At 61.8% G+C, this 21,408-nt stretch carries 18 protein-coding genes and 1 tRNA gene; 12 read left to right on the forward strand and 7 right to left on the reverse strand.

What is annotated here, in order from left to right; translation table 11 throughout:
* Window positions 1-21 precede the first annotated feature (21 nt).
* The 3 genes from obgE to rplU form a co-directional block, all read right to left on the reverse strand.
* On the reverse strand, window positions 22-1,182 hold the full coding sequence (gene obgE, locus DB032_RS18075; RefSeq protein WP_107800692.1) for a GTPase ObgE: 1,161 nt from the start codon (window positions 1,180-1,182) through the stop codon (window positions 22-24).
* A gap of 132 nt (window positions 1,183-1,314) precedes the next feature.
* Complete coding sequence (gene rpmA / locus DB032_RS18080; protein ID WP_019099926.1) at window positions 1,315-1,590, reverse strand: 50S ribosomal protein L27; 276 nt, start codon at window positions 1,588-1,590, stop codon at window positions 1,315-1,317.
* 12 nt (window positions 1,591-1,602) lie between these two features.
* Window positions 1,603-1,914, reverse strand: a complete 312-nt coding sequence (rplU, locus tag DB032_RS18085) for a 50S ribosomal protein L21 (RefSeq protein ID WP_039753142.1) — start codon at window positions 1,912-1,914, stop codon at window positions 1,603-1,605.
* Window positions 1,915-2,144: 230 nt separating this feature from the next.
* Between rplU and ispB the strand changes: the two genes are divergently transcribed.
* The 5 genes from ispB (at window position 2,145) to DB032_RS18105 (ending at window position 5,555) form a co-directional block, all read left to right on the forward strand.
* On the forward strand, window positions 2,145-3,074 hold the full coding sequence (gene ispB / locus DB032_RS18090; protein ID WP_199226037.1) for an octaprenyl diphosphate synthase: 930 nt from the start codon (window positions 2,145-2,147) through the stop codon (window positions 3,072-3,074).
* Window positions 3,075-3,093: 19 nt separating this feature from the next.
* Window positions 3,094-3,168 (forward strand) — tRNA-Arg (locus DB032_RS18095).
* Between the two features lie 7 nt (window positions 3,169-3,175).
* Window positions 3,176-3,457: a hypothetical protein gene (locus tag DB032_RS23850; RefSeq protein WP_146176716.1), complete on the forward strand. Its 282-nt coding sequence runs from the start codon at window positions 3,176-3,178 to the stop codon at window positions 3,455-3,457.
* 933 nt (window positions 3,458-4,390) lie between these two features.
* On the forward strand, window positions 4,391-4,768 hold the full coding sequence (locus DB032_RS18100) for a hypothetical protein (RefSeq protein ID WP_107800694.1): 378 nt from the start codon (window positions 4,391-4,393) through the stop codon (window positions 4,766-4,768).
* On the forward strand, window positions 4,758-5,555 hold the full coding sequence (locus DB032_RS18105; RefSeq protein ID WP_158274347.1) for a hypothetical protein: 798 nt from the start codon (window positions 4,758-4,760) through the stop codon (window positions 5,553-5,555). The genes DB032_RS18100 and DB032_RS18105 overlap by 11 nt, the downstream gene beginning before the upstream one ends.
* A 285-nt stretch (window positions 5,556-5,840) precedes the next feature.
* Here DB032_RS18105 and DB032_RS18110 read toward each other — a convergent pair whose 3' ends face one another.
* Window positions 5,841-6,803: a LysR family transcriptional regulator gene (locus DB032_RS18110; protein ID WP_158274348.1), complete on the reverse strand. Its 963-nt coding sequence runs from the start codon at window positions 6,801-6,803 to the stop codon at window positions 5,841-5,843.
* Window positions 6,804-6,887: 84 nt separating this feature from the next.
* Between DB032_RS18110 and DB032_RS18115 the strand changes: the two genes are divergently transcribed.
* Genes DB032_RS18115 through DB032_RS18125 form a run of 3 tightly spaced genes read left to right on the forward strand, consistent with a single transcriptional unit; the run spans window position 6,888 to window position 9,392 of the window.
* Window positions 6,888-8,420 (forward strand): MFS transporter, encoded by a 1,533-nt coding sequence (locus DB032_RS18115; protein WP_107800697.1) that lies wholly within the window; start codon window positions 6,888-6,890, stop codon window positions 8,418-8,420.
* Window positions 8,421-8,434: 14 nt separating this feature from the next.
* Window positions 8,435-8,935, forward strand: a complete 501-nt coding sequence (locus DB032_RS18120; protein WP_107801972.1) for a hypothetical protein — start codon at window positions 8,435-8,437, stop codon at window positions 8,933-8,935.
* Window positions 8,936-8,939: 4 nt separating this feature from the next.
* Window positions 8,940-9,392, forward strand: coding sequence for a GNAT family N-acetyltransferase (locus DB032_RS18125; protein ID WP_199225929.1), 453 nt, complete (start codon window positions 8,940-8,942; stop codon window positions 9,390-9,392).
* On the opposite strand, the gene DB032_RS18130 is transcribed toward DB032_RS18125, so the two are convergent.
* A complete protein-coding gene (locus tag DB032_RS18130) occupies window positions 9,389-10,450 on the reverse strand; it encodes an ATP-binding protein (protein ID WP_107800698.1) in 1,062 nt (353 codons plus the stop codon). The two genes, DB032_RS18125 and DB032_RS18130, sit on opposite strands and share 4 nt — an antisense overlap.
* Window positions 10,447-11,184, reverse strand: coding sequence for a response regulator (locus DB032_RS18135; protein WP_107801976.1), 738 nt, complete (start codon window positions 11,182-11,184; stop codon window positions 10,447-10,449). Before DB032_RS18135 ends, DB032_RS18130 begins: the two co-directional genes overlap by 4 nt.
* 133 nt (window positions 11,185-11,317) lie before the next feature.
* Here DB032_RS18135 and DB032_RS18140 point away from each other — a divergent pair, with 133 nt between their 5' ends.
* From DB032_RS18140 to DB032_RS18155, 4 genes are all read left to right on the forward strand, one after another.
* The gene (locus DB032_RS18140; protein WP_107800699.1) at window positions 11,318-12,457 is read left to right on the forward strand and encodes an efflux RND transporter periplasmic adaptor subunit; all 1,140 of its coding nucleotides are present in this window, start codon (window positions 11,318-11,320) and stop codon (window positions 12,455-12,457) included.
* A 15-nt stretch (window positions 12,458-12,472) separates the two neighbouring features.
* Window positions 12,473-15,607 carry an efflux RND transporter permease subunit gene (locus DB032_RS18145; RefSeq protein WP_107800700.1) on the forward strand — a complete coding sequence of 1,045 codons (3,135 nt, stop codon included), beginning with the start codon at window positions 12,473-12,475 and terminating at the stop codon, window positions 15,605-15,607.
* A complete protein-coding gene (locus tag DB032_RS18150; protein WP_107800701.1) occupies window positions 15,604-17,004 on the forward strand; it encodes an efflux transporter outer membrane subunit in 1,401 nt (466 codons plus the stop codon). The genes DB032_RS18145 and DB032_RS18150 overlap by 4 nt, the downstream gene beginning before the upstream one ends.
* Window positions 17,005-17,301: 297 nt before the next feature.
* Window positions 17,302-18,915: a GGDEF domain-containing protein gene (locus DB032_RS18155; RefSeq protein ID WP_158274349.1), complete on the forward strand. Its 1,614-nt coding sequence runs from the start codon at window positions 17,302-17,304 to the stop codon at window positions 18,913-18,915.
* Between the two features lie 389 nt (window positions 18,916-19,304).
* Here the strand turns inward: DB032_RS18155 and DB032_RS23855 are convergent, their stop codons facing one another.
* Window positions 19,305-21,008 carry a P-loop NTPase fold protein gene (locus DB032_RS23855; RefSeq protein WP_146176717.1) on the reverse strand — a complete coding sequence of 568 codons (1,704 nt, stop codon included), beginning with the start codon at window positions 21,006-21,008 and terminating at the stop codon, window positions 19,305-19,307.
* Window positions 21,009-21,408: the final 400 nt, after the last annotated feature.

A 21,408-nucleotide genomic window follows, 5' to 3' on the forward strand; every position in this document is an offset into this window, starting at 1 on the left:
CAGCAGATCGTAAACAGGCGCTTATTCTTCCGTCGTGTCCTGATGCATCGCCGCATCCGGAGTAATCATGGTCTGACGCGCGGCGGCGGCTTGCTGCTGCGCCTCTTCCACCTGCTTGCGCTGCTCCGCGCGCACCACGTCCAGATAGGACATGATGGCGAAGGTCAGCTCGCGGGTGCCTTCGTGGTTCAGCGCGGAAATGCTGAACACGCGCGGCGCCTTGAGATCGAAGCCGAAACGGTCGTCCGGCTGCTCTTCCGGCCAGCCGTAGGCCTTGAGGAAGGCGGACACCGTCAGCTCGCGCTCGTCCGGCGGCAGCATATCCACCTTGTTCAACACCAGCCAGCGCGGCTTGCCGTGCAGTTCGTCGTCGTACTTCTTCAGTTCCTCGACGATGGCGCGCGCCTCGCGCACCGGATCCACGTCGGGATCGAACGGCGCCACGTCCACCACGTGCAGCAACAGGCCGGTGCGCTGCAAATGCTTGAGGAAGCGGTGGCCCAGGCCGGCGCCTTCCGCCGCGCCTTCGATCAGGCCGGGAATATCGGCGATCACGAAGCTGCGGGTATCGTCCATGCGCACCACGCCGAGATTGGGGTGCAGCGTGGTGAACGGATAATCCGCCACCTTGGGACGCGCCGCCGACACCGCGCGGATGAAGGTGGACTTGCCGGCGTTGGGCATGCCCAGCAGGCCCACGTCGGCCAGCACTTTCAGCTCCAGCTTCAGCGTGCGCTGCTCACCCTGCTCGCCCGGCGTGCACTGACGCGGCGCGCGGTTGGTGGAGGATTTGAAATGGATATTGCCCAGGCCGCCCTTGCCGCCGCGCGCAATCATGATGCGCTGGCCGTGATGGGTCAGGTCCGCCACCAGCTCGCCGGTGTCGTGGTCGGTGATCACCGTGCCCACCGGCATTTTCAGGTCGATGTCGTCGCCGCCCTTGCCGTAGCAATCGGCGCCGCGGCCGCGCTCGCCGTGTTCGGCCAGGTATTTCTTGACGAAGCGGAACTCCACCAGGGTGTTGACGTTCTCGTCCGCCACCGCGTACACGCTGCCGCCCTTGCCGCCGTCGCCGCCGTCCGGGCCGCCGAAGGGCACGAACTTCTCGCGACGGAAACTGGCCACGCCGTTGCCGCCTCGTCCCGCGAACACTTCAATGCGGGCTTCATCGATAAATTTCATGTTTTCAACCTCTGTCTTGCGAGGAGTCAGGGGTCAGGATGGACTCGCGGCCACCCTCACGCCTTGCCCCTCAGGGTATGAAAAAAGCCCTATCGCAGGATAGGGCTTTCTCGGTCACTAGAAAGCGAAAAATTATTCGCCGTCTACGCCGGTGTACGGAACCACATTAACGATCTTGCGCTTCATTGCACCTTTGATGGTGAATTCAACGTAACCGTCAACCTTGGCGAACAAGGTGTGATCCTTGCCCTGGCCAACGTTTTCACCTGCGTGGAAGCGGGTGCCGCGCTGACGCACGATAATGGAACCTGCCGGAATCAGTTCGCTGCCGTAAACCTTAACGCCCAGGCGTTTGGCTTCGGAGTCACGACCGTTGCGGGAGCTACCGCCTGCTTTTTTGTGTGCCATGACTGTTTATCCTTACTTCGAAATCGCGTCGATGCGGATTTCGGTGAAGTTTTGACGATGACCCTGATGTTTCTGGTAGTGCTTGCGACGACGCATCTTGAAGATGCGGATCTTGTCGCCACGACCGTGGGAAACAACGGTGGCCTTAACAGTGGCGCCGGCAATCATCGGGGCGCCTACAACAACCTGTTCACCGTCAGCAATCATCAGCACTTCTTCAAGTACGATCTGGCTGTCGACGTCTGCAGGTATCTGTTCTACTTTGAGTTTTTCACCAACGACAACTTTGTACTGCTTGCCGCCGGTTTTTATGACCGCATACATTCGCATGAGCTCCTGAATATAAAAATCTCGCCGCCTATTGCGGGAGAACGCGAAACTATACGGACACCCCGTCAACTTGTCAATGATTTCATCGACTTAGTCCTAAGGAGTACGCCCCGTGGCGGCTGGAGGGGCTTTTCTGGTAACATTCCAGCCTTTGGCGTACCCATCTCAAATAACTGGTTGAAATCGTGTCCACCCCGCTTTTCCGTACACTGATAGCCGACGACATGCAGGCCGTAGACCGCGTCATCCGCGCCCGGCTGCACTCCGACGTCGTCCTGATCCGCCAGGTAGCGGAATACATCATTTCCGCCGGCGGCAAACGCCTGCGCCCGGTGTTGACGCTGCTGTCCGGCCGCGCGCTGGGTCACGGCGGCGAACAATTGCACGAGCTGGCGGCGATGATCGAATTCATCCACACCGCCACCTTGCTGCACGACGACGTGGTGGACGAATCCGACCTGCGCCGCGGCCGCGAAACCGCCAATGCGCTGTTCGGCAACGCCGCCAGCGTGCTGGTGGGGGACTTCCTCTACACCCGCGCCTTCCAGATGATGGTGACCACCCGCAATATGGACATCCTGGCGGTGATGGCGGAAGCCACCAACATCATCGCCGAGGGCGAGGTGCTGCAGCTGCTCAATATCGGCAACACCGACGTCACCGAAGACGAATACCTGCGCGTGATCAAGTACAAGACCGCCAAGCTGTTTGAAGCCTCCGCCCGCGTGGGCGCGCTCAGCGCCGGCGCCAGCGCCGAACAGGCGCAGGCGATGGCCGAATACGGCATGTACCTGGGCACCGCTTTCCAGATCATCGACGACGTGCTGGATTACAGCGGCGACGCCGACACCATAGGCAAGAGCCTGGGCGACGATCTGGCCGAAGGCAAGCCGACCCTGCCCTTGATCTACACCATGCGCAACGGCGGCCCGGAAGCCTCCGCCACCGTGCGCGACGCGCTGGAACACGCCAGCCGCGATCGTTTCCAGGACGTGCTGGCTGCGGTACAATCCTGCGGCGCGCTGGACTACGCCCGGGCGGAAGCGGTCAAGGTAGCCGAACAGGCCGTGGCCGCGCTGGCGCCGATTCCGGAATCGGACACCCGTCAGGCCTTGGTGGAATTGGCCCGCCTGTCGGTGGACCGCAGCGCCTGACCCAGCAGTTTCTCTAAGCGTCTCCGTAGTTAAATGGATATAACGGCCCCCTCCTAAGGGGCAGTTACAGGTTCGATTCCTGTCGGGGGCGCCACCTCTGCTTGCAAAGCAGCAAGCTGCCGCAGATCAAACAAGCCGCGACCGGCAACGGCGCGGTTTTTTTGCGCCCTATTCAGCGCCCTAACAGGCTTAGTCATTGCCACGCCGGCTTCCCCGGTGCAGACCGGCCGCATCTTCAAGAACCCGCTGCTGCAAAGTACGGTGTGCTGGCCGATGGCGTCGAGAAGACCATCCACGGCCGCCGCCAGGGCCACCTGACCGCCATCATCCTGCCGCAACTGGAAAAGCTCGGCCTCTACGCCGCACCGGACATCCAGCCCTAAACCACCCGTTCCTCCGCTCGACAGCCTGCCTGGTATGGGCGGTCCCCCATTCCACCGCTCAAACTGCAAAACAGTAGAGTCCTTTTACACACCAGACATAACATCGACAAACCAAGTCCAGCTAAAACGGCCGGAAATCGCCGGTTTCCACGCCATTGAGTAGGGGAGTAGGTAAAAAAACTCCGTGGATTGCCCCCTCTTCACGACCTAAGTCATTGATTGTTGAGCAGAACCCATCCACGGTTTGCCCTCTGAAATCCACGGTTTCCCCTCAAACTTCCACGGTTTCCCCTCAAACTTCCACGGTTTGCCCCAATTCTTCCACATTGGGGTTTTAGCCTTTTATGGCCTCTAAGTACTTCTTCTTATTTTAAAAACAAAGAGATAGAGATAAAAAGCAATGAAAAGGAAAGGAAGGGGCCATCCACGGTTTCGGAGCGCTGCTTAAAAATTAATCCACGGGTTTGCCAGCGGAAGTCGTGGAAATGGTGGATACGCCCTTCCCTTCATGGCATTGATTTTATTGAAGTTTATGCGGCATCCACGGAATGGGGGGGAGCGACCGTGGACAAACCGTGGATGAAAAGCCGTTACAGGACAAAGACTTAAGGGCTGATCCACGGTTTCGGGGGGATTTTAGGTGTGTGTGCCTGGCTGAGCGGGGAGAAAAACGCGGTTACAATCGACTGCTAACAGCTAGAAACGGTCACTTGGATCCCTCCCCCCGAAGCAGACATTGCCGTGCAGTAGTTGTCCAGCATATTGAAGTTGTTACACTGACAACCAATATTCCATGTAACTGAAAGCAATGTGCTTAGTGTAATGTATCCGGCGTCAGCAATATCAATTGTTATGCAGCCCCTTGCAACCGTGTAAACACTGTTAGGCCACTTACCACCATTTGTCTCTATCCACCAACGAGAGAAGAAGGCTATGCACTACACAACAGAGCTCCTCATTCAAGGAGACAAGAATGTTCTTCTTTACTACAACGCGGCTTTGACTCGCTGGCGCGAAATACTTGCAGAATACGAAAGCAAGAGTTCTGAGGAGCTAGCGAAGAAGCTCAGCTCAGAGCAGTTCTGGTTTGAAGAGAACTGTGGCTCACGCTGGGTAGGTCAAGAAATTATGGTGATTACGGGCATTACTCAGTTCTACACAACCAAGCGCGGATTTGATAAGAACAGGCACTTAGCTCTTAAAGTCTACCGGGCTTTCATGCAAAGCTATTGCAGCCTAGAAGTCAAGGGCGTCGCAGAAGATGTAGCAAAGAGCTACTACCTCGATGAGGCCGACGGCAATGACGCTTGAATTCCCTCAAACTTACGCCAGAGACTTATATATCTCTTGGCACAATAACTCCGTGCCAGAAGATATAGACATCGTCACAAGGCTTGACGCTATTAGATCGGAACTGAAAAGCTCTTCCCACTCAAGTTTGGCTACGCTGAGTCAATTGCTTACACAGATAAAGGCCTTTACGGAGAAGGAGTGCAAGGTCAGATTCAAAGGCATCAGTCAGGGCCAGTTTAGCGTGCCAACCACACAGTTCTCCCCGCAGCCGAGCAACAAAGGATTTGACCTTCTCTTCAAGAGTTCCGATTCAATACTCGAAAAGCTATGGCGAAAGAATCTTAAGCGCTCCGCTAACTACGCCAGTCTCCGCAATCTAAGACTGGAAATTACGGACTTGGTGCGAACTTCGGTCGTCGCACCAACATTGGGACACGCGAGGCTCTTTGCTGAGCGGCTTGAAAACTGGCGCGACATCGTTGATCCGCCGGACATTGAGAAATATTTCGCGGAAATCGATCGAGTCGAAGTTGATATGGAGTCAAAGCTGGCGAGCGGCTACTTTGCATTCCACAGCAACGTTCGCTTCAAATCTGGGCTTTGCATTGAGGTGCAGATCTATTCACAGTTAAGCGAGGCTTGGCGAAGCATCTCCCACAAACTCTATGAAACGACACGGTTGAAGGAAAGCTTGGCAACGGGAGCTGGATCGGCCGAAGCAAGGCTAGTTTCCTTGGGGCACCTGCTTCACTTGGCCGAGTGTGAGTTGGATCGCCTGGCAATTGACTTCACCAAACCGCGATAGTGCGCTAGGGAATCAATCCACCGCGCCAAAAAGGCCTAGCTCTACGTTGAAAGTCCGCTCCCTCAAGTTGGCGATTTCCGCTTAGAGTCGAAAGCCACTATTCCTGCTAGAAAAAATAGCATTGGGGGTACATTTAGGGGTATCTCATCGACAACAAAATAAGAAATATTTTTAAAAACAATATGTTTTAAACTCAATTCAATCCCTGTCGGGGCGCCACCTCTGCTTGCAAAGCAGCAAGCACCGCAGATCAAAAAAGCCGCGACCGGCAACGGCGCGGCTTTTTTACGCCATGTCCTCCCCCTCAGCGCCGTCCGGCGCGATCCGGCCGCCTGCGCACAGCCCGGCCAGCTCGGTCCTCACGAATTGATGCACCGGATCATCGTTCACCCTGGGATGCCATAACAACTCCACATCGATCCGCAAGCTCGGCTCGTCTATCTGCGCGCGCGCCATGCCCGCCTGATGCCGGCCGACGATGGCGCAAACCACGGAGGGCAGCACCGCCACCGCCGGCACCGCCGCCAGTATCGGCGGAATGGCCAGCAGGCTGGCGGCGCGCGCCAGGACGCGGCGCTGCAAGCCGCGCAGTTGCAGGTAATGGTCTATCAGGCTGAGCGCTTCGCCGATGTAAGAGGTGTAGACATGCGGCCAGGCCGCCACTTCCTCCGCGCCCACCACGGCCGGCAATTGCAGCTGTTCGCGGTGATAGAGGCAGGCGAAGCCGCTGCGCAGCAGGGTCTGGCGTTCCAGCCGGGGCGTGGGGAAGGGAAAGTAGCCGACGGCGTAATCAATCTGCGCCGACTCCAGCGCCGCCAGCGCCTGAGCGGCGGACAAGGCCGCCACATCCACGCTCAGGCCCGGCGCCCGCTCGCGGCAGGCCCCGAGCAAGCCGGGCAGCAAGGCGGCTTCCAGCGCGTCCGGCAAGGCCAGCCGCACCGTTCTTTCCACGGTTTCCAGGTCCACGGGCCGCTGCCGGAACAGGCGCTCGCCGGCGCCCAGCCAGGCTTCCAATTCAGGCAGCAAGGCCTCGGCGAACGGGGTGGGCATCATGCGCTGGCCGTGCCGGTACAGCAAGGCGTCCTGCAACTGCTCCCGCAGCTGCTTGAGCAGATGGCTGACCGCCGGCTGCCCCAGGCACAGCAGCCGCGCGCTCTGGCTGACGCTGCGCGTGCTCAGCAGCGTGTGCAAGGCCACCATATTGTTGAGATCCAGGCGGCGCAGCCAGACCGCGTCTATATCAGTCATTTCGATAGATGCCATATAAACAATCGATTTCATTGAATTATAGCCGGCTCCGATAATGGGGACACCCTCCCGAGTCCCGAGCCCATGAACGCCGAACGCACGCAAGCCACGCCCTGGTATCTGATTTCCATCATGCTGATCGCCTGTCTGGAGTTCTTCCAGAACGGCCTGCTCAACTTCGCCTCCAGCCAGGTGATGGGCGGCGTGGGCGCCGCGCCGGAGGAGTTCAGCTATGCGGCCATGGCTTACGCCAGCGCCGCCGTTCTGGTGCTGTTGCAGCACGAATGGCTGAGCCGCCGCCTGGGCATGCGGCGCTATATCCGCCTGTCCATCATCGTGTTCGGCGTCGGCGCGTTGACCTGCGGTTTCGCCAATGGCCCCAGCCAGCTGATACTGGGCCGGGCGCTGCAAGGCCTGGGCGGCGCGGCTTTCTTCACCGCGGCGCGGGTGGAGGTGAACGCGCTGACGGACAAGAGCAAGATGCTGGGCCTGCTCTGTTTCGGCTATGCGCTGATGCTGGGCTCCGCCTGCGGCCCGCTGCTGGGCGCGGAACTGATCAGCCGCCAGGACTGGCGCTGGATTTTCTTCGCCGTGCTGCCGGCGCTGGCGCTGGCCTGGCCGGCCACCCGGCTGCTGAGCCAGCGGGCGGAACCGGCCCATCCGCATACCCAGGGCTCGCGCGCCTTCCTGTGCATGATTGTCGGCGTGCTGGCGCTGCAATGGCTGATTCAACAGCTGCCCTACGATTTCTTCTCCCGCCCCGAATGGCTGCTGGCCATCCTCGCGCAGGCCTTGCTGGCCGGCTGGGGCTGGCAATACCACCGCCGGCGGCGCCCGCTGCGCAAGAAAGCCCTGCTCCAGCTGCGCTACCTGGCCGGCCTGGGCTTTTACAGCTGCTGCTATCTGCTGGTTTCCGCCAACAGCTACATCCTGCCGGTGATGGCGCAACAGGCGCTGGGCTTTGACCTGCCGACGACCGGGCGCTTGCTGTCGGTGAGCTTTGTCGCCGGCATCCTGTTTTCCACGCTCTACGCCTTTTTATTGCTCAAGCGCCGGGCGCGCGGCGTGCGCGCCATGATGGCGGCGGCCTGCTGCCTGCTGCTGCTCTACGGCGTGCTGATGTCCGGCCTCAATCAAAACGCGCCGGCCAGCCTGATCGTAAGCATCCTGATCTGCAACGGCGGCTTCATGTCCCTGTTCATCATGGCGGTGGCGCAGGCCACCTTCAGCCATATCGATCAGCCCGACTTCGCCCGCGCCTACCAGACCAAGAACATCGTCCGTCAGCTGTCGCTGTCCATGGGGGTGGCCGCCAGTACAGTGTTTCTGCAAGCGCGCAACGCCTTGCACTACCAGCGCCTGTCCGAGGGCTTCAGCGTGCTCAACCCGGCGTTCAACGCCGCGCTGGACCAATTGCAGCAAGCCTTGCCGGAGCTGAGCGCCAAACAAAGAATGGCCGTGCTGGCGGGACAGCTGACGCAGCAATCGCAATTGCTGTCCTGCCTGGACTTCTTCCGGCTGGAATGCGTGATGGCCATAGGTCTTATAGTGATAGTGCTGTGGCAGCAAAGCCTGGGCCGGCAAGACTCCGGCCCGGCCGCATCCAAGCCTTTATGAGCAAGGAGATCCAAATGCTATATGGACTCACCCCGCTGGGGATCTTTCATACCGCCGTCAGCCTGCTGGCGGTCGCTTTCGGCGCCATCGCGCTGTGGCGCGACGGCAGGATCAGCCCGCGCAATCGCCTGGGCCAGGCTTATGTGATCGGCACCGTGATCAGCTGCGTCACCGCCCTGGGCATTTTTCAGCACGGCGGTTTCGGCAAGCCGCACGCCTTGGCCCTCATCACGCTGGTCGTCCTGCTGCTGGCGCTGCTGGCGGAGTTCAAGGGCCTTTTCGGCGGCAAGGCCGCCCATGCGTCCGCCGTCGGCTTGTCCGCCACCTTCCTGTTCCATTGGATTCCGGCCGTCACGGAAACCTCCACCCGCCTGCCCTTGGGCCATCCCCTCTTGTCCAGCCCCGACGCGCCCGCCCTCCAGATCGCCACCGGCGTCCTGCTGCTGCTCTTCATCGCCGGCGCCGCCCGGCAGTGGAAAACCATCAACGCGGCCTTGAAAGCGGGCGCGGGATGACCACATGCAAGCCATGCTCAAACTGGACCTCAAGATACGAGCCGCGCAAGCGGCGGACCTGCCGGCCCTGATCGGCGTCGACGCCGTCGCGCAGCGGGACCCCGCCCGACGCAGGATGCTGGGCGAGGCCATCGCCGCGCAAAGCTGCTGGCTGGCCGAGGCCGAGGAGGCGCTGGGCTACGGCATTCTGGACCGCTCCTTCTTTCAGCAGCGCTTCATCCCGCTGCTGATGGTGGCGGAAGCCGCCAGAGGCCGCGGCGTGGCCAGCGCCTTGATGGCGGAGTTTGAAAGGCGATGCGCGGGCGACAAGCTGTTCACCTCCGCCAATGAATCCAATCTGCCGATGCGGCGCTTGCTGGACAAGCTGGGCTTCCGGGAAAGCGGACGCATCGACAATCTGGACGACGGCGACCCGGAGCTTGTGTTCATGAAGCGGGCTGCGCGCCCAGCCGGTTAAGACGCCGGCTGCGGCCAGCTCAGCTCAAAGCGGCTGCCGCCGCCCACGCGGCTGCAACGGGCCTCGCCGCCGTGAGCCAGCGCGATGGCGGCCACCACCGCCAGCCCCAGGCCGCTGCCGCCCTTGCCGCTTTGCCGCGCCGCGTCCGCGCGGCGGAAGGCCTCGAAGGCGTGCGGCGCGAAATCGTCTGGAATGCCCGGCCCCTCGTCCTCCACCCGCAAGCTGCACAGGCCGTCCTCCATGCGCAGCCGCACCCGCACCAGGCCGGGCTGGGCGTAACGGCGCGCATTGTCCAGCAAGGCCAGCAGCGCCTGGCGGATGCGCACCGGATCGCAATGCGCCGGGCGCTCGTCCAGATCCAGCACCGCCTGCAAGCCGGCCGCCAGCAAGGCGTCCTCGAACACCTCCACCACCGCGCGCACTTCGGCGGCCAGATCGGTGTCCCGCATCTCTATGTCCAGATGCCCGCTTTCCGCCAGGCTGATCACGCGCAAATCCTCGATCAGATGCGCCAGGCTCTCCACCTGGGCCAACAGCCGGCGGAACTGGTTCTCGTCCGGAGTGAACACCCCTTCCGCCAGCCCTTGCAGCCGTCCGCGCAACACCGTGACCGGGGTGCGCAGCTCATGGGCGATGGCGGCGTTCCAGAACGCCTGCTCCTTGGTCATGCGCTGCAACTGGTCCGCCAGCGCGTTGAAGTCGTCGGCCAGCGCCGCCGCCTCGCGCAGCGAACGGTCCCCGGCCGCCGCGCGCGCGTCCAGATCGCCCTGGGCCACGCGGCGTATGCCCTCCGCCACGGAGTTGAGCGGCACCAGGATGCGGCGCGCCAGACGCAGGCCCATCACCACCGACAGCGCCAGGCCCGCCACGGTGCTGGACAGCAGCCACACCCACTCCGGCATCGTCATCTTCCAGCCCGGCGTCTCGAAATGCACCGGCCAGTAGGTCATCGCCACATAGTAGAAAGTGAAGCCGGTCACCACCACCAGCACGGTCACGCAGAAGGCCATCGTCGCCATCGACAGCGCGATCTGCCGGCTCAGCCCCTCCAGCCTCATTCCGCGCCCCACAGCTTGTAACCCACGCCGCGCACGCCCACCGGCACGCCGTCCACGCCGCACTCCTCCAGCTTCTTGCGCAGCTTGCTGATGTGGCTGTCCACGGTGCGCTCCAAGGCGTCGCCTTCCGGCAGGCAGGCGGCCAGCAGCTCGGCGCGGCTGAACACCCGCCGCGGCGCGCGCGCCAGTTGCGCCAGCAGTTTGAATTCGGTCAGGGTCAGCGTCAGCACATGGCGCTGCTTGCCGGCCTGCACCGCCACTTCGTGGTTCTCCAGATCGATCTCGAACGGCTCCGCGCGCAGCACGCGCGGCTCCGCCTGACGCGCGCCGGACATGGAGCGGCGCAGCACCGCCTGCGTGCGCGCCACCACCTCGGCGGGATTGAAGGGTTTGACCACGTAGTCGTCCGCGCCGATGCGCAAGCCCATCAGCTTGTCGATGTCCTGGTCCAGCGCCGTCAGCATGATCACCGGCGTGTCGCCGCGGTGGCGGATTTCCGCCAACACCTGCCAGCCGTCGGCCCGCGGCATCTGCACGTCCAGCAAGACCAGATCCGGCTTCAGCGACAGATGCAGCTCCAGCGCCTGCCGGCCGTCCGCCGCGTGCGCGCAACGCATGCCGCTGCGGGTCAGATAGGCGGTGAGAATCTCCGCGATCTCGGGTTCGTCTTCAGCGACGAGGATCAAGGCCTGACGGTCTTGAGCCCCGCCGGACGGTCGCATTGTCTGAGTCATGGCGCCGATTTCGCATCCTGTTTGCATCTCCATCGAATCTCCATGCTACCACACGAAAAACCCCATCCGGCCCCGGCATACTGCCGCATATTTTTTACGGGCGGCCCCCCGCCCAAGCCTGATTGGAGTGGAAATGAAGAGTAAACGAGCCAGCCTCTACGGCGGCGGCTGCCTGCTGGCGGCGGCGCTGCTGAGCGCCTGCGGACAGGCCGAGACCCAAGCGCCGCCGCCGGCGATCCCGGTGCGCACCCTCAGCGCGGCCCCGGCCCCGCTCAAACTGAGCGAAGACCTGCCCGGCCGCGTGGCCGCGGTGCGGGTGGCGGAAATCCGCCCCCAGGTCAGCGGCATCGTGCTGCGCCGGCAATTTGAGCAAGGCACCGAGGTGCGCGCCGGCCAGCCGCTGTTCCAGATCAACCCGGCGCCGTTCAAGGCGGAAGTGGACACCGCCGCCGCCGCGCTGCAACGCGCCGAGGCCGCGCTGGCGCGCGCGCGGGTGCAAACCGCCCGCCTCAAGCCGCTGGTGGAAACCGACGCCGTCAGCCGCCAGGTTTACGACGACGCCGCGTCCCAGCGCGATCAGGCCGCCGCGGATGTGGCCCAGGCGCGCGCCGCGCTGGCCCGCCGCCAGCTGGACCTGAAATTCTCCCGCGTGGAAGCGCCCATCTCCGGCCGCATCGACCAGGCCCTGGTCACCGAGGGCGCGCTGGTGGGCGGCGCCGACGGCGCCCCGATGGCCCGCATCCAACAGATAGACCAGGTGTACGTGGACGTGCGCCAGCCGGCGGCGGCGCTGGAAGCCGTGCGCCAAAGCCTGGCCGCCCAGCCGGACAGCGCCGGCGGCGGCCTGCCGGTGTCCATCCTGCGCGACGACGGCGCGCCCTACGGCCTCAACGGCCGCATCCTGTTCTCCGGCGTCAACGTGGACGCCGGCACCGGCGACGTGCTCTTGCGCGTGCTGGTGGACAACCCCGAGCGGCGGCTGCTGCCCGGCATGTTCGTCCGCGCCCGCGTGCCGCGCGCCAGCTACGCGGCGGCGCTGACCGTGCCGCAGCAGGCCGTGGTGCGCATCGGCGGCAAAACCCAGCTGTGGACCGTGGACGCCAAGAACCAGGCGCGGCTGAACGTGGTGGAGCTGGGCGAACTGGCCAACCGCCAATACCGCATCCGCGCCGGCCTGCGCGCCGGGCAGAAGGTCGTGGTCGAGGGCATGGAACGCCTCGCCGACGGCGCCGTGGTGGCCGCCAGCGAAGCCGCGCCCGCGGCCAAGCGCTGATCGAAGGAAGCCGTCATGTCTCAATTCTTCATCCGCCGCCCGGTGTTCGCCTGGGTGATCGCCCTGTTCATCATCCTGCTGGGGGTGATCGCCATCCCGCAGCTGCCGATCGCGCGTTACCCCTCGGTGGCGCCGCCCTCGGTCACCATCACCGCCAGCTACCCCGGCGCCACGCCGCAGACCATGAGTGACGGCGTGCTCAGCCTGATCGAGCGCGAGCTGTCCGGCGTCAAGAACCTGCTGTATTTCGAATCCTCGGCTGATACCTCCGGCATCGCCCAGATCACCGTCACCTTCAAGCCGGGCACGGACCCGGAGCTGGCCCAGGTGGACGTGCAGAACAAGCTCAAGGCGGTGGAACCGCGGCTGCCCGCCCCGGTGCGCCAGAACGGCGTGATGGTGGAATCCGCCTCCTCCGGCTTCCTGATGCTGATCGGCCTGCGCTCGGACAGCGGCCGCTTCGACGAAGGCGCGCTCAGCGACTACCTGTCGCGCAATATCGCCGAAGAACTGCGCCGCATCGAAGGCGTGGGCCGCGTCCAACAATTTGGCACGGAACAAGCGATGCGCGTCTGGGTGGACCCGGCCAAGCTGATCACCTACGGCCTGTCCATGAGCGAGCTCACCGCCGCCATCGCCCAGCAAAACGTCCAGATCGCCCCCGGCAGCCTGGGCGCCGCGCCCGCCCTGCCCGGCCAGCGCGTCACCGTGCCGCTCACCGTGCAAGGCCAGCTGACCGCGCCGGAAGAGTTCGCCGCCATCGTGCTGCGCGCCAACGCCAACGGCTCCAAAGTGGTGCTGGGCGACGTGGCGCGGGTGGAGATAGGCTCCCAGGGCTATAGCTTCGTCAGCCGCGAAAACGGCAAGCCCGCCTCCTTCGCCGGCGTGCAACTGGCGCCGGGCGCCAACGCGGTCAAAACCGCGGAAGCGGTGCGGGCGCGGCTGGCCGAGCTGAGCACCTCCATGCCGGCCGGCATCAGCTACTCCGTGCCCTTCGACACCGCGCCCTTCGTCAAGATCTCCATCGAAAAAGTGATCCACACCCTGCTGGAAGCGATGGTGCTGGTCTTCCTGGTGATGTATCTGTTCCTGCAAAACGCGCGTTACACCCTGATCCCAGCCATCGTCGCCCCGGTGGCCATGCTGGGCACCTTCGCCGTGATGCTGGCCACCGGCTTCTCCATCAATGTGCTGACCATGTTCGGCATGGTGCTGGCCATCGGCATCATCGTAGACGACGCCATCGTGGTGGTGGAAAACGTGGAACGGCTGATGGCGGAAGAAGGCCTGTCCCCGCAGGACGCCACCTCCAAGGCCATGAAGGAAATCACCGGCGCCATCGTCGGCATCACCCTGGTGCTCACCGCCGTCTTCATCCCCATGGCCCTGTCCAGCGGCTCCGTGGGCGTGATCTACCAACAGTTTTCCCTGTCCATGGCCGTGGCCATCCTGTTCTCCGCGCTGCTGGCGCTGACACTGACCCCGGCGCTGTGCGCCACCATGCTCAAGCCCATCCCGCAGGGACACCATGAAAAGCGCGGCTTTTTCGGCTGGTTCAACCGCCGCTTCGCCCAGCTCACCGCCTGGTACGAAACCCGCGTAGGCCGGCTGATAGGCCGCGCCGGCCGCGTGATGCTGCTGTTCCTGGCCATCTCCGGCGCGCTGGCCGCCGGCTTCAAGGCGCTGCCCTCCTCCTTCCTGCCGGAAGAAGACCAGGGCTATTTCATGACCAGCTTTCTCTTGCCCGCGGACGCCACCGTCGAGCGCACCCGCGACGTGGTTAAAACGCTCGATGACCATCTGGCGACGCGCCCTGCGCTCCAGTCCAGCATCTCCATCATCGGCTACGGCTTCTCCGGCTCCGGCCCCAACGCGGCGCTGAACTTCGCCGTGCTCAAAGACTGGAAACAACGCGGCGACAGCAGCACCGTGGAAGAAGCCATGCGCGCCCAACATCGCCTGTCCGCCGCCACGGAAGGCGCGGCGATGAGCCTGCTGCCGCCGGCCATCGACGAACTGGGCACCAGCTCCGGCTTCAGCCTGCGGCTGCAAGACCGCGCCAACCAGGGCCACGCCGCGCTCAAAGCGGCCGAAGCCCAATTGCTGGAACTGGCCTCCCGCAGCAAGATCGTCCAGGGCGTCTACCCGGACAGCCTGCCGGCCGGCACCAGCGTGCGCCTGGACATAGACCGGCAAAAGGCCGAGGCGCTGGGCGTGTCCTTCAACAGCGTCAGCGACACCCTGTCCACCGCCATGGGCTCCACCTACGTCAACGACTTCCCGCACGCCGGCCGCATGCAGCAAGTCATCATCCAGGCCGACGCGCCGGCGCGCATGCAGCTGGACAATGTGCTCAAGCTCTACGTGCGCAACGCCAGCGGCGGCATGGTGCCGCTGTCCGAAGTGGTGCGCCCGGCCTGGTCCGAAACCCCGCTGCAACTGGTGCGCTTCCAGGGCTACCCGTCCGCCCGCCTCTCCGGCGGCGCCGCGCCCGGCTACTCCAGCGGCGCGGCCATGGCCGAGATGGAACGGCTGGCCACGCAACTGCCGCCCGGCTTCGCCCTGGCCTGGACCGGCCAATCGCTACAGGAACGCCAATCCGCGGCCCAGGCCCCCATGCTGATGGCGCTGTCCATGATCGTGGTGTTCCTGGTGCTGGCCGCGCTGTACGAAAGCTGGGCCATCCCGCTGTCCGTGATGCTGGTGGTGCCGCTGGGCCTGATCGGCGCCATCGGCGCGGTGATGCTGCGCGGCATGCCCAACGACGTGTTCTTCAAAGTGGGCCTGATCACCGTGATTGGCCTGTCCGCCAAGAACGCCATCCTGATCATCGAGTTCGCCAAACAACTGCATGAAGAAGGCAAGAGCCTGGTGGACGCCGCGGTGCAAGCCTCCCGGCTGCGGCTGCGCCCCATCCTGATGACCTCGCTGGCCTTCGGCCTGGGCGTGCTGCCGCTGATGCTGGCCACCGGCGCCAGCGCCGAAACCCAGAACGCCATCGGCACCGGCGTGTTCGGCGGCATGGTCACCGCCACCGTGCTGGCCATCTTCTTCGTACCCGTATTCTTCGTGGTCGTGATGAGCGCGCAAGCGCGCATCGCCAACTGGCGCAAGCCGCGTCCGGCCGCGGAACAGAAAGTTGAATCATGAAAGCGCTCCTCCCCCTGGCCCTGGCCCTAAGCGTCTCCGCCTGCTCGCTGACCCAGCCGCTGCGCAAGCCGGAGCCGCCGGTGCCGGCCCGCTACGCCACGGCGGCCGCGGACGATGCCAACGCCAACGCCGCCGACCTGGGCTGGCGCGCCATGTTCGGCGACCGCCGGCTGCAAAGCCTGATAGAGCTGGCGCTGCGCAATAACCGCGACCTGCGCCTGGCCGCTCTCAACGTGGAAGCCGCCGAAGCCCAATACGGCATCCAGCGCGCCGCGCGGCTGCCGTCCGTGGACGCCGGCGCCGGCCTCACCCGCCAGCGCAGCCCGGCCAACCGCGAAACCGATCCGTTCACCCCGGCCGCCGTGCAAAACCAGTACGGCGTCAACGTGGGCGTCAGCGCGTTTGAGATTGACCTGTTCGGCCGCGTGCGCGCGCTGTCCGACGCCGCCTTCGCCCGCTACCTGGCCACCGACCACGGCCGCCGCGCCGCCCAGATCGCCCTGGTGGGCGCGGTGGCGGACGCCTACTTCGCGGAACGGCTGGCGCGCGAACAACTGGCGCTGGCGGAACGCACCCAGGCGGACTGGCGGCAATCGCTGGCGCTGGCGCGCCGGCTCAAGGACGCTCAACAGGCCGGCGGCCTGGACGTGGCCCAGGCCGAAGGCCAGGTGGCCAGCGCCGACGCCGACCTGGAAGCCCGCGCCCGCGCCGCGGACCAGGCGCGCAACGCGCTGCGCCTGCTGCTGGGCGCGGAACCGCCGGAAGACCTGCCCGAGCCGCTGCCGCTGGACCGCCAGCCGGTGGTGACCCGGCTGGCCGCCGGCCTGCCCTCCGAGCTGCTGTTCCGCCGCCCGGACATCCTGCAAGCCGAACAACAGCTGGAAGCCGCCAACGCCGACATCGGCGCCGCGCGCGCCGCCTTCTTTCCGCGGCTGTCGCTGAGCACCTCCGCCGGCTTCCTCAGCCCCGGCCTGCGCAATCTGTTCGACGGCGGCCAACACGTATGGAGCTTTGCGCCGCAAATCAACATCCCGCTGTTCCAGGGCGGCCGGCTGCGCGCCGAACTGCGGCTGGCGGAAGTGCGCAAATCCAGCGCCGTGGCCGAATACGAACGCGCCATCCAGATCGCCTTCCGCGAAGTGGCCGACGGCCTGGCCGGCCGCGAAACCTTCAGCCGCCAGATAGACGCCCAGGCGCGCGCGGTGGCCAGCGCCGAACGCCGCGCCGACCTCTCCGGCCAGCGCTACCGCGCCGGCGTGGACGGCCGGCTGGAACTGCTGGACGCCCAACGCCAGCTCTACGCCGCCCAACAAGGGCTGCTGGACCTGCGCCGCGGCGAACTGAGCAACGCCATTGCGCTGTACAAGGCGCTGGGCGGCGGCCTCACCGAAAAGTAAGAACGGCGAAAAACCCCTGATGCTGCGTCGGCGCGCCTTGCTTCAGGGATTTTGTTGGCCGCTCTCAGAACGTGTTTGCGATCTCGCGCGCTAGGCGAAAACCGCTGAGAAAGCGGAATGTACAAGTGCTACATCAGCATTTCGAAGCGGCACTCACCGTGTCGCGTTTCACCACGCGCAGCAGATCGTAAACAGGTTCTCAGCGCCGCTTACCGCACACCCCCATCCCCTCCTTTCGCGCGGCCCACGCTGGCCGCGCTCTTTTTACCCCGCCTCCCGCCTTGCAATCCCGCGCCCGTGGATACAAACATAAAGCTGTACCACCCCATTGGCCGCACCAAGATGAAGCTTCTCTCCCAGCTCTCGCCGCGCAGTTTCCGGCTGCGGCTCAGCCTGCTGTTCGGCGGCCTGTTCCTGCTCGCCTCCTTGCTGGACACCGCGCTGGAGCCGCAACTGAACCAGGGCCTGCTGCAAGACAAGGGCGAAGCCTTGCAGGCCACCGCGCGCGGCATCGCCAAATCCCTGGCCGCCGGCCTCAGCCAACGGCGGCGAGAACTGGCCCTGCACACCCAAACCCCCGTCTTCCTCAGCGCCCCGCTGGACAGCCCGGCGCTGCGCGGCGGCCTGGAACACATCAGGCTGCACAACCCGGACTACGCCTGGCTGGGCGTGATCGCGCCGGACGGCCGCATCGTCTCCGCCAGCGGCAAGGCGCCGTCTCCCCGCATTGAATTCGCCGCCCCGCTGCATGACGAGGCCGGCAAGCTGCGCGGCGCGCTGGCCGCCCAAAGCGCCTGGGCCTGGGTGGCGACGCTGATCGCCGACCGCCTGCCGCGCGGCAGCGCCGGGGACGCGCCCCAAGTCTTCATCGTCAACCAGAACAACGCCCCGCTGTTCCCGCCCGGCGCGCCGGGCCAGGCGGACATGCCCGCGCCGCTGAGCGGCCCCGGCTACCAACAGGGCGACTGGGCGGATGGCGAAACCTACCTCTACGCCGACGCCGCGATAGACGACGCCCCCGGCCCCGGCTGGCGCGTCATCGTCCGCCAGCCGCCGCCGCAAGCCTTCGCCGCCCTCAGCCGGCTGCGCTCCGCGCTGACCCTGCCCGGCTTGATCATCACCCTGCTGCTGATGATCGTGGTCTACCGGCTGGCCGCCGCCTTCAGCCGCCCGCTGGAAACCCTGGCCCGCACCGCCCAGCGCGTCAGCGCCGGCGACGAAGAAGCGGACTGGAGCTTGCGCAGCGGCGCCCGCGAACTGCAACAACTGGCCCAGGCCATGCGGCAGATGACCGCCGCCCTGCTGGCGCGCCGCGGCGAGCTGGCCGCCGCCAACGCCGGCCTGGAACAAAAAGTGGAAGAACGCACGGAAGCGCTGAGCCAAGCCAAACGCCAATTGGAGGAAAGAGCGGCGCAACTGGAACAAATGGCGCGCCACGACGCGCTGACCGGCCTGAGCAACCGCATGGCCGCCGCGGAATGGCTGACGGCGGAATACCAGCGCTATCACCGCAGCCGCGCGCCCTACTCGGTACTGCTGCTGGACGCAGACCACTTCAAGCGCGTCAACGACAACCACGGCCACGCGGTGGGCGACCAAGTGCTGCAACAAATCGCCGCCGCCCTGAACGGCGCGGCCCGCGCCACGGACTTCACCGCCCGCTACGGCGGCGAGGAGTTTCTGCTTCTGCTGCCGGACACCGACGCCGAAGGCGCGCTGGTACTGGCCGAACGGGTGCGCGCGGCGGTATCCGCCGCCTCCGACACCGTGGCCGGCGTCGTCACCGTCAGCATAGGCGCGGCCACCGCGCGCGACGACGACGCCACCCACGAAACCATCGTCCAGCGTGCGGACGAGGCTTTGTATCGGGCCAAGGCGAATGGGCGGAATCGGGTGGAGGGGGCGGGGTGAGCTTGCTATTGGAGTTTTGCGGCGAGGTGACTCATTGAGCGAGTGTTTATTGGCCGATGCGGCTGAATATGCTTTTACGCTAGCATGACGGCTATCGACCATAATCGGATGTTCAGGGCTTGCTGCGATGAGACATTGGAGGGGCTGCTTTGATTTGAAAGCTGCCTTTGCATGCCAAGTGATGCAGTCTGTAATTATCAGGACAGGTCAACCAATATCTGCCTCAGCTTGCACTACAGCTCCAGACGCCCATTCAGGCGATGAGGATCTGGCGGAAACAGAGACCAAATTTGTTCAAAAAGCGCATCAGCAATAGTCCTGAATTGGACAATTAGTTACTCTCGAATTATTAGCTCATATAATTTCACAAAACCAACAATAACTTGCATTCAATCATCTATATTTCCCAATTCATCAGAATCAAAAAGGCTGATCAGTTGTTGTGCATGCCGTGAATCTCTGTCATTACTGACAACTTGACGGCAAGCCTCAACGAAATCATTCATAGCCTTTCCAAATTGGCTTTCGTACATTGCCTTGTTTTTTAAAAGTATTGTGGCGCAAACTATCAATTCTTTTCTGTCTTTCATTTCCCATTCATTTAACGCAAGAATGAAATATTCTTTGCTAACATTGTTGACTGCAGTTATATGCTTAGCACCCCATGCCTCCCTCCGAAACATGTCATTGCAAGCTTCTACAAATGAAACTTTGCTATAGCTTGATTTTTTCTTATTTTCAATGGCAGATTTAATTTTTTGGTGCAGATCCGTTGTAAATGTGTAGTTATTATTTTCTTGATTAAACTCTTTTGAATTAAAAGACTTCACCCAATTATCAACCCCTTGTTCAGCAAGCTCTTTTCCTCCATCAAGAGGTGAAATTGCTTCATAGAAGGAATTTATGGTTCCTACATTTAAGTATTCTGCGAGATCTGCAACTGGTTGAGCCATTCCAACCAGATCGGCATCAGATGCACGATGATTCCAATTCATATGTTCATATGAATTTTCAAGACTGGAACATACCAAGTTATAATAGTGATTGCGATCAATATCTTTACTCAATTCCGTGAATATTTTTGTTAATGCACCTTCATTTATTCTACCAAACTTTAAATAATTATTTAATTCCAGTTCAAAATCCCCACATTGAAGCAAGCTGAACTTACGCAGAAGATCGACTAGTTCCCTCTCAGCCTTTTCAGCCGGCTCTTTTTTGCTTAAACCTAGCACATCCTGCCCCGACCATTTCGACATAACGAATTCCAAATTAAGATCATTTCCGATGGCTCGGTAATGAATTGCTGTCAAGAATACGGCTGCCGAAATCATGTAATCAGGAATACACAGGCTTCCAACTATTTTTGGATCAAAAATCGCGTTTAATACTTTGATGATTTTATGAACGATGCGAATATTACTTATGTTTCCGCATTCGATATTACGCAAAAGTACATCATGCTGAATATTTTCATGTGTCGGCATGGATTTTATGGCAATTTCAAATGCTTCTTGTGCGGTGGTATCCAAATGAAATTCGTGTTCTATCACTTTTTCCTTCAATGAGTGCCATAGATTCGCGCAATCTTCACCCTCAATTTTGTCATGATTAAGAATAAGCACAAATCGTGCGCCATGTTGATTACGGTACTCGTCTATAAATCCAAAAATCTCATCGATACATAAGTCTTTATGCTTACGTTCAATGTCATCAATCACAATCAACCTGTTATCAAGTGCCTTTAACTCAAATACCTTGATCACATCATCAATAGCTGACAAGTCTTTGCCAAATATTTTTCCAAAACCTTTTATGGTGGCTGGTAGATTATTCACCAGCTTCCTGAACTCTCTTTTGTCAGCATCAAGGAAGATGCTTTTTGCTGCTTTTTGTATTAATTGCTCGATATTTCTCACACCAAACAACGACACATAAACCGATGATTTAACCCTATGCTCGGCACTTTCTTTTTTTATCTCATTCCATAAATGGCTTTTTCCTGTCCCCCATCTTCCTACTAAGGAAATCACTCTATTTTCACCACCTTTCAACAGTTCAACTAATTGCTCTTTAGTTTCATACATAGACATGGATTATTCCAATCAATTTAGATTTTGTTACGGCATCCCAACATCAACTGATCAAGGCACGGATTGAAGTCGTCAAGGGCAGTATTTCGATTGGCTCCCGCTCTGGCCACACTTTCAGGATTTCCGCACGCACATCGGTTTCGTCATTTTTGTCAATCAGCTTTAAATTTTACTACCTTTTAACATCGCCTATTACCAGATAGATAACCACGTGAAAACATACTAACATATTGTTTTAAGTGATCCTGCTAAACCACCTAAAAAAGCTTTTGCCTAACTTTGATGTGAGCAAGAGATAGTAGAGCTCAACAACCCCGAACCTGCACTATCCGTATGGAATTATCAATCTACATACCAATCATCATTCAAACTTTATGGCAGCTTCAAGCCCAACCCCACT

The sequence above is a fragment of the Chromobacterium sp. Panama genome (assembly GCF_003052555.1).
Classification (GTDB): Bacteria; Pseudomonadota; Gammaproteobacteria; order Burkholderiales; family Chromobacteriaceae; genus Chromobacterium.

Excerpts from the sequence above, each read along its gene's own strand:
- obgE (WP_107800692.1), bottom strand. The coding sequence starts at position 1,182 with ATGAAATTTATCGATGAAGCCCGCATTGAAGTGTTCGCGGGACGAGGC.
- rpmA (WP_019099926.1), bottom strand. The coding sequence starts at position 1,590 with ATGGCACACAAAAAAGCAGGCGGTAGCTCCCGCAACGGTCGTGACTCC.
- rplU (WP_039753142.1), bottom strand. The coding sequence starts at position 1,914 with ATGTATGCGGTCATAAAAACCGGCGGCAAGCAGTACAAAGTTGTCGTT.
- ispB (WP_199226037.1), top strand. The coding sequence starts at position 2,145 with ATGCAGGCCGTAGACCGCGTCATCCGCGCCCGGCTGCACTCCGACGTC.
- DB032_RS18100 (WP_107800694.1), top strand. The coding sequence starts at position 4,391 with ATGCACTACACAACAGAGCTCCTCATTCAAGGAGACAAGAATGTTCTT.
- DB032_RS18105 (WP_158274347.1), top strand. The coding sequence starts at position 4,758 with ATGACGCTTGAATTCCCTCAAACTTACGCCAGAGACTTATATATCTCT.
- DB032_RS18110 (WP_158274348.1), bottom strand. The coding sequence starts at position 6,803 with ATGACTGATATAGACGCGGTCTGGCTGCGCCGCCTGGATCTCAACAAT.
- DB032_RS18115 (WP_107800697.1), top strand. The coding sequence starts at position 6,888 with ATGAACGCCGAACGCACGCAAGCCACGCCCTGGTATCTGATTTCCATC.
- DB032_RS18120 (WP_107801972.1), top strand. The coding sequence starts at position 8,435 with ATGCTATATGGACTCACCCCGCTGGGGATCTTTCATACCGCCGTCAGC.
- DB032_RS18125 (WP_199225929.1), top strand. The coding sequence starts at position 8,940 with ATGCAAGCCATGCTCAAACTGGACCTCAAGATACGAGCCGCGCAAGCG.
- DB032_RS18130 (WP_107800698.1), bottom strand. The coding sequence starts at position 10,450 with ATGAGGCTGGAGGGGCTGAGCCGGCAGATCGCGCTGTCGATGGCGACG.
- DB032_RS18135 (WP_107801976.1), bottom strand. The coding sequence starts at position 11,184 with ATGACTCAGACAATGCGACCGTCCGGCGGGGCTCAAGACCGTCAGGCC.
- DB032_RS18140 (WP_107800699.1), top strand. The coding sequence starts at position 11,318 with ATGAAGAGTAAACGAGCCAGCCTCTACGGCGGCGGCTGCCTGCTGGCG.
- DB032_RS18145 (WP_107800700.1), top strand. The coding sequence starts at position 12,473 with ATGTCTCAATTCTTCATCCGCCGCCCGGTGTTCGCCTGGGTGATCGCC.
- DB032_RS18150 (WP_107800701.1), top strand. The coding sequence starts at position 15,604 with ATGAAAGCGCTCCTCCCCCTGGCCCTGGCCCTAAGCGTCTCCGCCTGC.
- DB032_RS23855 (WP_146176717.1), bottom strand. The coding sequence starts at position 21,008 with ATGTCTATGTATGAAACTAAAGAGCAATTAGTTGAACTGTTGAAAGGT.